The sequence below is a fragment of the Pseudomonas sp. Os17 genome (assembly GCF_001547895.1).
Classification (GTDB): domain Bacteria; phylum Pseudomonadota; class Gammaproteobacteria; order Pseudomonadales; family Pseudomonadaceae; genus Aquipseudomonas.
This window is the reverse complement of sequence record NZ_AP014627.1, coordinates 5,491,295-5,504,181: the sequence shown is the minus strand read 5'-3', so window position 1 is coordinate 5,504,181 and position 12,887 is coordinate 5,491,295. Positions and strand designations below refer to the sequence as shown.

The window sequence follows — 12,887 nt, the reverse complement described above, 5'->3', positions numbered from 1 at the left end:
TCAGTTGACCGTGATCGAGCAGTCGAAGGCTTTCACCGGGGCCTCTTCCGGGGCCCAGGGTTGCTGGTAGGTCAGCAACAGCCGGCCCTGGCCCGTGGCGAAGGCCTGGAAGCGCCAGGTCGACTGCCCGCCGCTGCCCACCAGGCCGGTGTCCTCGGGGTTGCTGTAGACCTCGGGGCTGACCTTGCGCAGGATGCCGCCGGCCGAATCCTGGATCGCCCAGCGATAGCCGGTGGTGGGGTTGCTCGGCAGGGTCAGGGTCAGGGTTTGCCCGTTGTGCAGTTGCAGTGGGCATTGGTTCTGGTTTTCCACGCTGACGTTTTGCTTGGGCTGGCTGGCGCAAGCGCTCAGCAGGGCGAGACTGAACAAGGCAAGAAGGCGGTGTGCAGGCATGGGTCAGGAAGCTCCGATCATTCGTGACGAACGGCGAGCATAACTGAAGATGATGGGCGGTGTGGGGCAGGGATGGAGGTTGGCGGTTATGGCCCGTGCGCCGGCACGCCGGCTCCTACAAGGGACAACCCGTAGGAGCCGGCGTGCCGGCGAAGGGATTTAGAACAGGACCTTGGCCACGTCGGCAAAACGCTTGGCGAAGTGCACGGTGAGGCCTTCCTTGAGGTAGTCCGGCAACTCCTCGAAATGCCCGCGGTTGGGCTCCGGCAGGATCAGCTCGTGGATCTTCTGGCGCCGCGCGGCAATGACTTTTTCACGGACCCCGCCAATCGGCAGCACGTGCCCGGTGAGGGTCAGTTCGCCAGTCATGGCCACGCCTTTTTTCGGCGGCTGGTTGCGCGCCAGGGACAGCAGGGCGCTGGCCATGGTCACCCCGGCGCTCGGGCCATCCTTGGGCGTGGCACCTTCAGGAACGTGCAGGTGGACGAAGGCTTCGTCGAAGAACTTGCTGTCGCCGCCGAACTGCTTGAGGTGCGAGCTGACGTAGCTGTAGGCGATTTCCGCCGACTCCTTCATCACGTCCCCCAATTGCCCGGTGAGCTTGAAACCGCGGTTGTGGGTGTGGATTCGCGTGGCCTCGATCGGCAGGGTAGCGCCGCCCATGCTGGTCCAGGCCAGGCCGGTGATGACCCCGGTGCCGCTCAGGACCTGCTCGTTGCGGAACACCGGCATGCCCAGGGAGGCTTCCAGGTCCTTGGGGCCGATCTTGATCGTGGCGTCCGGCTGGTCCAGCAGTTTGACCACCGCCTTGCGCACCAGCTTGCCCAGCTGTTTCTCCAGCTGGCGCACCCCGGCTTCCCGGGCGTAGCCGTCGATCACCGTGCGCAGGGCGCTGTCGCTGATGCTCAGGCTGGTCTTGGCCACGCCGGCCTTTTCCAGCTGCTTGGGCCACAGGTGGCGCTTGGCGATGGCGAGTTTTTCTTCGGTGATGTAGCCCGACAGGCGAATCACTTCCATACGGTCGAGCAGCGGGCCGGGAATCGAATCCAGGGTGTTGGCGGTGCACACGAACAGCACCTTGGACAGGTCCATGCGCAGGTCCAGGTAATGGTCGAGGAAGTCGACGTTCTGCTCCGGATCGAGGGTTTCGAGGAGCGCCGAGGCCGGGTCGCCCTGGTAGCTCTGGCCCATCTTGTCGATCTCGTCGAGCATGATCACCGGGTTCATCACCTCCACTTCCTTGAGGGCCTGCACCAGCTTGCCCGGCTGGGCGCCGATGTAGGTGCGGCGGTGGCCCTTGATCTCGGCTTCGTCGCGCATGCCGCCGACACTGAAGCGATAGAACGGCCGCCCCAGGGATTCGGCAATGGACTTGCCAACGCTGGTCTTGCCCACGCCCGGCGGGCCCACCAGCAGCACGATGGAGCCGCTGATCTCGCCCTTGTAGGCGCCCACCGCGAGGAATTCGAGAATGCGGTTCTTGATGTCGTCGAGGCCGGCGTGGTGCTGGTCCAGCACTTTGCGCGCGTGCTTGAGGTCGAGCTTGTCCTCGCCGTAGACGCCCCAGGGTACGGCGGTGGCCCATTCCAGGTAGTTGCGGGTCACGGCGTATTCCGGCGAGCCGGTTTCGAGGATCGACAGCTTGTTCATTTCCTCGGCGATGCGTTTCTGCGCCTGGGCCGGCAGCACCTTGCCGCTCAGCCGCTGCTCGAACTGCTCCAGGTCGGCGCTGCGGTCGTCCTTGGTCAGCCCCAGCTCTTGCTGGATCACCTTGAGCTGTTCCTTGAGGAAGAATTCGCGCTGGTGCTCGCCGATCTTGCGATTGACCTCGGCGGAAATCTCCTTCTGCAGGCGCGCCACTTCGACTTCCTTGCGCAGCATCGGCAGGACTTTTTCCATGCGCTTGAGCATGGGCACGCAGTCCAGCACCTCCTGCAATTCGTTGCCGGTGGCAGAGGTCAGGGCGGCGGCGAAGTCGGTCAGGGGCGACGGGTCGTTGGGGCTGAAGCGGTTGAGGTAGTTCTTCAGCTCTTCGCTGTACAGCGGATTGAGCGGCAGCAGCTCCTTGATCGCATTGATCAGCGCCATGCCGTAGGCCTTGACCTCATCGGTGGGTTCGCTGGGCTGGTGCGGGTATTCGACTTCCACCAGGTACGGTGGCCGATGGTGCTTGAGCCAGGTGCGGATGCGTACCCGGGTCAGGCCCTGGGCGACAAATTGCAGCTTGCCGTTCTCGCGGCTGGCGTGATGGACCTTGACCAGGGTGCCGTACTCCGGCAGCGCCGACGTATTGAAATGCCGCGGATCCTCGGCAGGCGTGTCCATGTAGAACAGGGCAAGGGAGTGGTGCTCGGACTGGCTCACCAGTTCCAGGGTTTCGGCCCAGGGTTCGTCGTTGACGATCACCGGCAGCACTTGGGCCGGGAAGAACGGCCGATTGTGGATCGGGATGATGTAGACCTTGTCCGGCAGGCTCTGTCCGGGCAGGGCCAGGCCGGTGCCGTGGGCACTCGATTGTTCGGTATTTTCCGGATCGACGTAGTCGCGGGGATCTTCGGGGAATTCTTGCTGGTCGCTCATGGAGGCTCCTGCGCGATGGGCTATGCAGGTTAGATGGGGCAGGTCATGACGGGTTTCAATGGGAAACAGGTTTCAGCTTTTTTCCGGCCGGGGAAAACCCCGCCGAAGGCCTCGTTCAGCCGTGCCGAGGAGGAACCGATGGCGCACTTGCACACTCTGACGGAGATTGATTGTCAATAAAATGACTGTGTAATCACCGATTTTATTGCGTGATCTTCTGCAATTTGAGGATTAATCTGAACGGCCGGAATGCCGGGGCGATACTGGCATTTATTTGACGCACGCATTCAGCTTTTCAGAGGGATGGGTATGAAGAATGGACTTTTCAGTGCTCGGCGGTCGTTGTCCGCAGCGCCAGGTTTCCGGCCTGAGGGGCGATCAAATCTGCTGGGCACGACCTTATGAGGTGGCGCCGAACCTTTCAGGCAAGGATTGTCGGGGTGCTGGCGCTGTTGCTGTTGGTGCTGATCGGCGCGGTGTATTTCGCAGTCAAGACCGCGACCACCCAAGCGGTGGAAAAGCAGGCGCAGCAGCAATTGAAAATCGGCACCCGAGTCTTCGAGCGTCTGTTGGATCTGCGGGGGCGCACTCTGCAATACGGGGTCGACTGGCTGGTGGTGGACTCGGAGTTCCGCCGGGCCGTGCTCAGTGGCAAACCGGTGGATATTCTTGCGGCACTGGCCCAGCACCGGGGCGGCATCCGTTCCAGCGAGATGTTCGTGCTCAGTCCCGAAGGCCGGGTCATCGCCAGTACCTTGCCGGCGGTGGCCCGGGACCGGCCCTTCCCCTATGACCAGGCCCTGCGCCGAGCCTGGCGCCACGACACCCACATGCTGTTCGTCGCGATCCAAGGCCGCCCCTACCTGTTGGTGCAAGGGCAAGTGCAGGCTTCGTCGCCCCTGGCCCGGGTGGTCATGGGGTTTCCCATGGACGAGCTGTTCGCCCGGGAGCTGCGCTCCATGAGCAACCTGGAAGTGTCGTTCCTGACCGTCGACGCCCAACGCCCCGGCGAGCTGTTCAGCACCCAGCCCGAATTCTTCTGGTCACCCATCATCAACGCCCTGGGCGATCCGCTGTGGCAGTCCCTGCCGCCGTTGAGCGAAGCCCATGGCCAGCGCTTTCTCAACCAGGCCCTGCAACTGGCCAATACCGGTGACCCCGGCGATCCGCGGGTCATGGTCCTGCTGCAAAGCCCCCTGGAGCAGGCCCTGCAGGCCTTCGCGCCACTGGATCGGGAATTTTTGTGGATCGCCCTGGTGGCCCTGGTGATTTCCCTGGTCTGTGCGCTGTTGATGGCCCGGCGGGTTTCGCGGCCCCTGGAAGACCTGGCCGAAGCGGCCCGGCGCATCGGCGCCGGCAATTATCAGGCGGCGGTGGCCATCAAGCGCAGCGATGAATTCGGGGTCCTGGCCGATGCCTTCAACGCCATGCAGAGCGCCATAGCCACCCGTGAGCGGCAACTGGCCCACAATGCCCTGCACGATCCCCTGACCGGTCTGCCCAATCGGACCCTGGCCATCGAACGCCTGGGCCAGGCCATCGCCGCCCGGCGCAAGGTGGTGCTGCTGTACCTGGGCATCGACAATTACCGGGCGATCCATGAGGGCTTCGGCAGTGAAGGGCTGGAGCTGATGATGGGCGAGCTCAGCCGACGGCTGCGGGAAGTGCTGGCCCAGGGCGATACGGCCGCGCGGATCAACGCCAGCGAATTTCTGCTGCTACTGGAGAACACCGAACTCGATGGCGCCATTGCCGTGGCCGATCGCCTCCACGAGCTGTTGAGCCGGCCGCAACTGATCCATGGCGACGAGGTTCGGCGGCAGATCTGCATGGGCATGGCGGTGTACCCCGCCGACGGCCAGTCCGCCGAGGAATTGATCAGCCGCGCGGCCATCGCGCGCCACGACGCCTCGCTCAATCCCGGCTACCTGCAGGTCTATCAGCAGGACCGTGACCTGGCCCATCAGCGGCAGATCAGCCTGATCCGCGATTTGCGCCGTGCCGCGGCCGAAGGCGAGCTGTTCTTGCTGTATCAGCCCAAGCTCGATCGGCACCGGGATGATTGGTACCAGGCCGAAGCCCTGCTGCGTTGGCAGCATCCGGTGTTCGGCGTGGTGTCGCCGGCGGAGTTCATTCCCCTGGCCGAGCGGACCGGCAGCATGCACAGCCTGACGTCCTGGGTCATCGAAGCCTGCATCGGCCAACTGGCCGAGTGGAACCGCCGGGCCTTGCCGGTGCGCCTGTCGTTGAACATTTCTGCCAGTGACCTGGAGGACGACGGCCTGGAGGTCCGGGTCAGCGAATGCCTGGAGCGCTACCAGGTGGCGGCCGAGCAACTGGTCTTCGAAATCACCGAGAGCGCCATCATGCGCAATCCGCAGCAGGCCCTGGCCGTGCTGCAGCGCTTGCGTGGCTGCGGCATCAGCCTGTCGGTGGACGATTTCGGCACCGGCTATTCATCCCTGGCGCAGTTGCAGCGTCTGCCGGTGCAGGAGCTGAAGATCGACCAGTCCTTTATCCGCAACCTGAACGAAACCAGCGGTGATGCGGTGATCGTGCGCTCGACCATTGAAATGAGCCACAAGCTGGGGCTCAAGGTGGTGGCCGAAGGGGTGGAGTTCGAGCATTGCCTGAGGCTGCTGGAAAGCTGGGGCTGCGACACGCTGCAGGGTTACCTGATCAGCCGGCCCCTGGCCACCGAGGCCTTCGAGCGCTGGGTGTCGAGGTCGCGGGTGTCCAGCTGAGGGCGTTGGATGCCGGCCGCGGCCGGCATCCGGGGAGGGATCAGAGGCGGGCCGATTCGGCCTTGTTCAGCAGGCTGTGCAGCTCCGGTTCGATGTCTTCGGCGCAGAGGTTGTCCATGACCTCCTGGATGCAGGGCGCGTAGCGCTGTTCGATGGCGGCTTCGGCCCAGTCCAGCTCATAGATCGCCATGATCCGTACATCCAGGTAGGGCGAGTCAGCCAGCAGACGTTTCAGCAGGGCGATGGCCGGTGGGGTGCGCAACTCGCCCAGGGACACCGCGCAGCGTTGCTGCCAGTATTCGGGCCGTGACAGCAGCGTCTCGCCGAGTCGTTGCCATTGCGTCGGGGTAAAGGCGCCCAGCACGCCCTTGGCCACCTGCTCGGTGGTGTATTCGTTCCAGTTGGCGGCTTCCGAGTCGCCGAACCAGTGCTGTAACCGGTCAAACAATTCATCACGTTTATCCGTATTCATGATGTCTTTCTCCTGCTTAGGGCGGCGGCGCCAGCACGCTGTTCCTGGCCTGCCACCCAATGCCATGGTGTTTATTCAGGCGTGCCAGGACCGATGCTGCCTGATTTGCGCAGGGCTTCCCAGCATTAAAGGGACTACCGGGACCAATGGCCGCGGTCGCCGCCGGGCAGCGCTTGGCCCGCCGCAGCCCCTGCCCAGGTCTCGGTTTACCAGGCGCCGGCGAATTTCACCGCGGCCGCGGCGCGCGAGGGCACCTTGAGGGTGTGCAGCAGGGACGACACATGGATGCGCACGGTGAACGGCGAGATCTCCAGTTCCCGGGCGATTTCCTTGTTGGTCTTGCCCTGGGCAATCAGCCGCAGGACTTCCTGTTGCCGGGTGGTCAGCTGGCTCACTTCGGCGCCGGCATCCAGGGGCAGCAGCAGGCCGGAAGGCGCGTACTTGACCACCACTTCGCCTTCGCGGATGGCCTGGATCGCCTGGCCGATCTCCTCCGGGCTGATGCTCTTGCCGATGAAACCGTCGGCCCCGGCGGCCATGACCTCGCCGATCAGGTCCTGGTTGTCGACCATCGACACCACGATGATCGAGGTCCGCGGCAGTTGGCGGCGCAGGTCGGCAATCAGGCTCACCGAGGTCAGGCCGGGAAAGCGCAGGTCGAGAATCAGCGAGTCCGGTTCCTCGCCGGCCTGGGCCAGGGCCAGCACCGCGGCCAGGTCGCCGGCCTCTTCCAGCACGGCGTCGGGCAGCAGGCGCTGAAGGGTGCGCAGCATGCCTTCGCGAAACAGCGGGTGGTCGTCGGCGACGATAATCCGGCAGGTCATGTCGTGAAACTCCTTGAAACATCCAGTCCTGCGCCCATGCTAACTTGACGCGCGGCGTTATAACGGGCCGCTGGTCGTGTTCGAGACGCGCTTTGGCCGAGCGGCAAAAGACCACGGCCACACAGATTGCACAAGGAGGTGATCGCATGAACGTTGAGAAGGACAGCGAACTCGACCAGGCCACCCTGCGGATTATCGTGTCCGGTTGCGCCCTGGTCTGGTTTGCCGTGATCGGCTTTCTGCCGGGGCAGCAGGTCGACCCTTATGTGCCGGTGATGATCTACATTGCCCTGTTCATGCTGGGGTCGATCATCCTGCGCATGGCCATCGCCCGCTGGCCCGGGCACTACCCGGCGCGGCGCATCCTGGGCATGGTCTACGACTACACCGGCACCTGTTACGGCCTGGTGGTGGGCGGCGAGGGGGCGCTGCCGATCTACGCGGTGATGGTCTGGGTCAACCTGGGCAATGGCATGCGTTTCGGTTCGCGCTACCTGGCGATCGCCACCGTGCTGGCGCAGGTCGCGCTGTTCATGGTCTACCTGCTGACCCCCTATTGGCAGGCCCAGCCCTACATGGTGCTGATGCTGATGATCACCAGCACGGTGATTCCGGTGTACGCCCATATCCTGCTCAAGCGCACCCGCCTGGCGTCCGAAGAGGCGATTGCCGCCAACCTGGAAAAATCCCGCTTCCTGGCCCAGGCCAGCCATGACCTGCGCCAGCCGATCCACTCCATCGGTCTGTTCACCGCCTGCCTGCGCGAAGCCAACCTGGGGATGGATGAGCGGCGGCTGGTGGACAACATCGACCGTTCGCTGCTCAACGTTTCGCAGCTGTTCCGTTCGATCCTCGACCTCTACACCCTGGACAACGGGCGGGTGCAGCCCAAGTACGACACCGTGCACCTGGGCGAGCTGCTGCGCGACCTGGTACGCCAGAACACCGAAGCCGCGCGCTGGGCCGGTGTCGAGCTGCGGTTGCGGCCTTGCGCCCATTGGGTGCGAGTCGATCCGGGGTTGTTGGCGACCATGGTGCAGAACGTGCTGTCCAACTGCTTCAAGTACGCCGCCGAACGGCCGGTGCTGATTGGCGTGCGCCGGCGCGGCGCAGGCCTGGCCATTGTCATTTATGACCAGGGCCGGGGGATTGCCGAGGAGCATCTGCCGAAGATCTTCGATGAGTTCTACCGGGTCCGCCAATTGCGCGACAAGGACGTCGAAGGCGTCGGCCTGGGTCTGTCCATCGTCAAGCGCCTGGGGCAGTTGACCGGCCTGCAGGTGACGCTCCGCTCGCGGGTCGATCACGGCACCACGGTCAGCCTGCATGGCTTGTCACCGGCCGCGCCACAGCGCTTGCACGGCCGTGACGAGGCGCTGCAGAGCGGCTTGCTGACCGGGTTGCGGGTCTGTCTGGTGGAAGATGACCGCAACGTCCTGCTGGCCACCTCGGCGCTGCTGGAACGCTGGGGTTGCGTGGTCCAGGCCGAGTCGAGCGGGGAAGATTTGCTGACCGACTGCGACATCATCGTCGCCGACTACGACCTGGGCACCCGGGCCTCGGGCATCGAATGCATCGACAGCATCCGCCGACAGCGCGGCTGGGAGGTGCCGGCGCTGATCATCACCGGGCACGACATCGAGAAAATCCACGCGGCCCTGCACGACCGCAACATCGCCATCCTCTCCAAGCCGGTGCGCCCGGTGGAACTGCGGGGCACCTTGCGCGCCCTGCGCGAAACGCCGCTGGCGTCGGCCCGCAGCGCTTCGGCGACAGAGGTGGTTACCAGGTCCGGCACGGGATAAGCAGGGGGTAGTTGGTCATGGTCAGCTTCTTGTTCTCGCCGCTGGCCACTTCGACGAAGTCATCCAGCATCCCTGAGTACGAAGAGATCGAACTGCGCTCGGTGTAGTAGTGGGTGGTCACCGGCCCGTAGTTGGTGTTGCTCTGGCCGGTGCCCACGTACTCGTTCCAGCGGCTGGTGCCGTACACCATGTCCTGGCCCTGGACGAAGTAGCGGCCCGGTTGCAGTCCGGTGAACTGGAAGATGCCGTTGCCGTCGGTACGGGTCACCCGGTGCACGGCCAGGGCCTCGGGGACCATGCTCACCGGTGCGCCTTCGGGCTGGGACGCGCGCAACTTATGCCAGGCCTGCAAGTGCGGGGTGACCGGGTAGAGATAGATCTTGACGTCGCGGCTGTCCTCGATGCCGTCGTTGCCGACGATGCAGAACTTGCCGGTGAGCGTGGCGCTGCCGGGTTGCAGGGCGGCGCGCGCGGCCTGGGTGTCGAAGGGCACGTCGGGGTACTGCACGCTGGGAATCTTCACCGGCGGGTATTCGGCCAGGGTTCGCCCTTGGCGCGGCGCACAGGCCATCAGGGTACAGGCGAGCAGGGCCATGCCTGTCGCCATGAAGAGACGGGGTTTCATCAACTCGGGACCTTTTCAGGAGGGAGCGGTGCTCGCCCGACGCTGTCCCGCTGCTACACCGGGGCAGCCCGTCGTGGCGAACCAGGTTGGCCATGGGGCTAGCGCTTTATTGCTTGCTGCACTCGGCCGGCAGCGCTACCGCTCCGCCCATGGTGGCGAAGGCGACCATGCCGCCGCTGGGCAATACGCAGTTGTATTCGCCGGCGCTGGTACTGGCGGTGAAGTAGGTCTGGGACGCGTCGCTGCGCACGTTGGAAACCGTGGAAACCGGCTTGCCGAGGGTAATTTGCGCGCGGTTCTTGAGGTCGTCGTTGCTCGGTTTGGCGATGGCGCAACCGCCCAGGGCAAGGGCCAGGGCGCTGAGCAGGGCGAGGGGACGAAGGCTGGACTGGAGTTTCATGATGGCTCTTCCTTGGTGTTGTTGTGTTTTCAACGGCGCAGCCGCTCCCGACACCGCAGAACGGCGGTGTTGGGGGAGATCGGGTGGTTGCCCGGCACTATATCCCCGGGCTGGGGGAGGGTCGATTAGCACAAATGGGCTAATGTCGCTTTGCAATTACGGGGCGCTGGGGGAGGCGCACAGGGCCGCCGGATGGGACCGGCGAAGTGTTGCCGGTCCCGGATCATGCTCAGGTGAGCAGTTGTTCCTGCAGGCGCCGGCCGAGCACGTCCAGCAGGTCGCAGCCGTCGCGCAGAGGGATGACGCACAGCTGGGCGAAGTCCTGGAGCAGGGCCGGGTTGCTCTGCAGGTTGTCGTGACTGGCGATGTTCTCCAGCAATTGGGTGGCCGCGCGGATGCGGTGGGCGGCGGCCTCGTGGAGCGCGTCCAGTGGGGCCTGGGTGTCCACCAGCAGGGCGGGGATGTTGTAGTCGTTGCTGGTGAGGGGCATGTAGCGTCTCTCGGGTTGGTCAGTTGCGTTGTTGTTCATTGCTGTGGGGCTCTCTCGCAGGAATCTGAATGGCCACTAGGTGGCGTCGTTTACGCCTAACGAGATAGGGGCTTCCACACCCCTGTCACTGAATTTGCAATGACCCCCAGACCTTAAGGGCTGAACCTTTGAGGAACAAGGTGATGCGATTCGACGCGAGTTGTAGGAATTTTCGGTGACCGCGATTTGAGGGGCAGGGTATGCCGAGGGCTCCCACCGATCAGCCGCCACATGAGCATTCGCAACTTTCCTTCCAGCACCCTCAGCACCCGGATGGCGGTGAGATAAATGAGGTCATGGAACGGGCTGATCGGTCGGTATTTCAGACATTTCCTACAAAGGTGACGAGTTGCAACTTGCTAAGTTACTGCGCGTCTGCAGCGAGGCCTCGGCCCCGCAGCGCTTCGGCTAATGGAATCAGCCGCAACACGTCAAGGAGCGACCCATGTTCAGCCCGGCCGACCAGACCCACTTCAGCCTGGACATTCAAGGCATCCCGCACGACTTCCAGGTGCTCGCCTTCCAGGGCAGCGAAGCCATCAGCCAGCCGTTTCGCTTTGACCTGCAACTGGTCAGCGAACGCCCCTTCATCGACATTGAACCCCTGCTGCACCAACCGGCCTTTCTCGCCTTCGATCCCCAGGGCCATGGCATCCATGGCCTGATCCAACGCATCGCCCAGGGCGACGCCGGCCAGCGCCTGAGCCGCTACAGCCTGTCGCTGCTGCCGCACCTGGATTACCTGCGCCACCGCAGCAACCAGCGGATTTTCCAGCAGCTTTCGGCGCCGCAGATCATCGCCCTGATCCTCGAAGAGCACGGCATCCTCGGCAATGCCTACCAATTCCAGATTCAACACCCGTGCCCCAAGCGCGACTACTGCGTGCAGTACAACGAAAGCGACCTGCACTTCATCCAGCGCCTGTGCGAAGAAGAAGGCCTGCACTACCACTTCCAGCACAGCCGCGAGGCGCATTTGCTGGTGTTCAGCGACAACCAGAGCGTGTTCCGCACGCTCGGGCGACCCACCGCCTACGTGCAGGGCAGCGGGCTGGTGGCCGATGAGCCGGTGATCAAGGGCTTCAACGTGCGCCTGGAAACCCGCACCAGCCGCATCACCCGGCGCGACTACGACTTCGAAAAGCCACGCCTGCAAATGGAGGCTGCCTACAAGCCCGACGCCAAGACCCAGGAACCGGACCTGGAGGACTACGACTATCCCGGGCGCTTCACCGATCGCCAGCGCGGCAAGTCCCTCAGCCAGCGCGCCCTGGAACGCCACCGCGCCGACTACCGCCAGGCCGAGGGCTGGGGCGATGAACCGCGGCTGATCAGCGGGCATTTTCTGCAATTGTCCGAGCACCCGCGTGGGGAGTGGAACGACCTGTGGCTGCTGACCCGGGTGACTCACGAAGGCAAGCAGCCCCAGGTGCTGGAGGAATCGATCACCAGCGACACCGAGACCGCAGACGGCTTCCAACAGGGTTACCGCAACCGCTTCCTCGCCACCCCCTGGGAGGTATTCTTCCGCCCCGCGCTGGACCATCCGAAACCCCGGGTCCTGGGCAGTCAGACCGCAGTGGTTACCGGCCCGCCCGGAGAGGAAATCCACACCGATCCATACGGCCGGGTCAAGGTGCAGTTCCACTGGGACCGCGAAGGCCAGGGCGACGACCAGACCAGTTGCTGGCTGCGAGTGGCGTCCAGCTGGGCCGGCGACCGCTATGGCGCCCTCGCCATCCCGCGCATCGGCATGGAAGTGCTGGTGGACTTTCTTGAAGGCGACCCCGACCAGCCGCTGATCAGCGGTTGCCTGTACCACCAGGAACACCCGACGCCCTACGAACTGCCGGCCAACAAGACCCGCAGCACCTTCAAGACCCTGAGTTCGCCGGGCGGCGGCGGTTTCAATGAAGTGCGCGTCGAAGACAGAAAAGGCGCCGAACAGATCTTCGTCTACGCCCAGCGCGACTGGGATGAAAACATCCAGCACGACCAGAAAATTCGCGTCGGCCACGAGCGTCACGACACGGTTGAAGGCAACAGCTACAGCGAACTCAAGGCCGAGGAACACCGCACCGTCCACGGCGAGCGCAAAACCGAAATCCGCGCCGACGACCACCTGAACGTGGCGCAAGACCAGCACATCAAGCTGGGCACCGCACAACTGCTCCAGGTCGGGCGTGAGATTCATCTGCAAGCGGGCCAGAAAATGGTGATCGAAGCGGCCAGTGAACTGACGGTGCAAGCCGGGGGCAGCTTTATCAAGCTCGATGCCAGCGGCATCAGCGTGAAGGGGGCGTTGCTCAAGGTGAATGCGGGGGGCGCGGCAGCGGCAGGCTCTGGCATTGGAATCCAGCCGCCGGTGCTACCCGGTGTGGCGGACAAGGATAAGGCCGGGAGCTTGATGGAGAAGGCTTTGGTGAATCCCAAGCAGAAAACCAAACCTGAAGAAGATTATCCGTTCTCGCTGTAACCCTCGTTTTTATGGACATGCAGATTGATGGATATGGAG

General features: G+C 64.0%; 10 protein-coding genes. 3 read left to right on the top strand and 7 right to left on the bottom strand.

Annotation, left to right across the window (positions count from 1 at the left end; genetic code table 11):
• Both POS17_RS24165 and lon read right to left on the bottom strand, forming a co-directional pair.
• Positions 1–393, bottom strand: coding sequence for a protease inhibitor I42 family protein (locus tag POS17_RS24165; protein ID WP_060840852.1), 393 nt, complete (start codon positions 391–393; stop codon positions 1–3).
• A 159-nt stretch (positions 394–552) separates the two neighbouring features.
• Positions 553–2,973 (bottom strand): endopeptidase La, encoded by a 2,421-nt coding sequence (gene lon, locus POS17_RS24160; RefSeq protein WP_060840851.1) that lies wholly within the window; start codon positions 2,971–2,973, stop codon positions 553–555.
• 401 nt (positions 2,974–3,374) lie between these two features.
• On the opposite strand from lon, the gene POS17_RS24155 reads away from it, so the two are divergent.
• Complete coding sequence (locus POS17_RS24155) at positions 3,375–5,717, top strand: putative bifunctional diguanylate cyclase/phosphodiesterase (protein ID WP_060840850.1); 2,343 nt, start codon at positions 3,375–3,377, stop codon at positions 5,715–5,717.
• A 40-nt stretch (positions 5,718–5,757) separates the two neighbouring features.
• Here POS17_RS24155 and POS17_RS24150 read toward each other — a convergent pair whose 3' ends face one another.
• Positions 5,758–6,189, bottom strand: coding sequence for a HEAT repeat domain-containing protein (locus POS17_RS24150; RefSeq protein WP_060840849.1), 432 nt, complete (start codon positions 6,187–6,189; stop codon positions 5,758–5,760).
• A gap of 206 nt (positions 6,190–6,395) precedes the next feature.
• Positions 6,396–7,013: a LuxR C-terminal-related transcriptional regulator gene (locus POS17_RS24145; RefSeq protein ID WP_060840848.1), complete on the bottom strand. Its 618-nt coding sequence runs from the start codon at positions 7,011–7,013 to the stop codon at positions 6,396–6,398.
• A 146-nt stretch (positions 7,014–7,159) separates the two neighbouring features.
• On the opposite strand from POS17_RS24145, the gene POS17_RS24140 reads away from it, so the two are divergent.
• Positions 7,160–8,818 carry an ATP-binding response regulator gene (locus tag POS17_RS24140; RefSeq protein WP_060840847.1) on the top strand — a complete coding sequence of 553 codons (1,659 nt, stop codon included), beginning with the start codon at positions 7,160–7,162 and terminating at the stop codon, positions 8,816–8,818.
• Here POS17_RS24140 and POS17_RS24135 read toward each other — a convergent pair.
• From POS17_RS24135 to POS17_RS24125, 3 genes are all read right to left on the bottom strand, one after another.
• On the bottom strand, positions 8,796–9,443 hold the full coding sequence (locus POS17_RS24135; RefSeq protein ID WP_060840846.1) for a carboxypeptidase-like regulatory domain-containing protein: 648 nt from the start codon (positions 9,441–9,443) through the stop codon (positions 8,796–8,798). The genes POS17_RS24140 and POS17_RS24135 overlap by 23 nt on opposite strands.
• Before the next feature lie 106 nt (positions 9,444–9,549).
• Positions 9,550–9,843 carry a hypothetical protein gene (locus POS17_RS24130; protein ID WP_047305906.1) on the bottom strand — a complete coding sequence of 98 codons (294 nt, stop codon included), beginning with the start codon at positions 9,841–9,843 and terminating at the stop codon, positions 9,550–9,552.
• Between the two features lie 229 nt (positions 9,844–10,072).
• Positions 10,073–10,333 (bottom strand): hypothetical protein, encoded by a 261-nt coding sequence (locus POS17_RS24125; protein WP_015636855.1) that lies wholly within the window; start codon positions 10,331–10,333, stop codon positions 10,073–10,075.
• A 484-nt stretch (positions 10,334–10,817) separates the two neighbouring features.
• Here POS17_RS24125 and tssI point away from each other — a divergent pair, with 484 nt between their 5' ends.
• Positions 10,818–12,848 carry a type VI secretion system Vgr family protein gene (gene tssI / locus POS17_RS24120; RefSeq protein ID WP_060840844.1) on the top strand — a complete coding sequence of 677 codons (2,031 nt, stop codon included), beginning with the start codon at positions 10,818–10,820 and terminating at the stop codon, positions 12,846–12,848.
• Positions 12,849–12,887 lie beyond the last annotated feature (39 nt).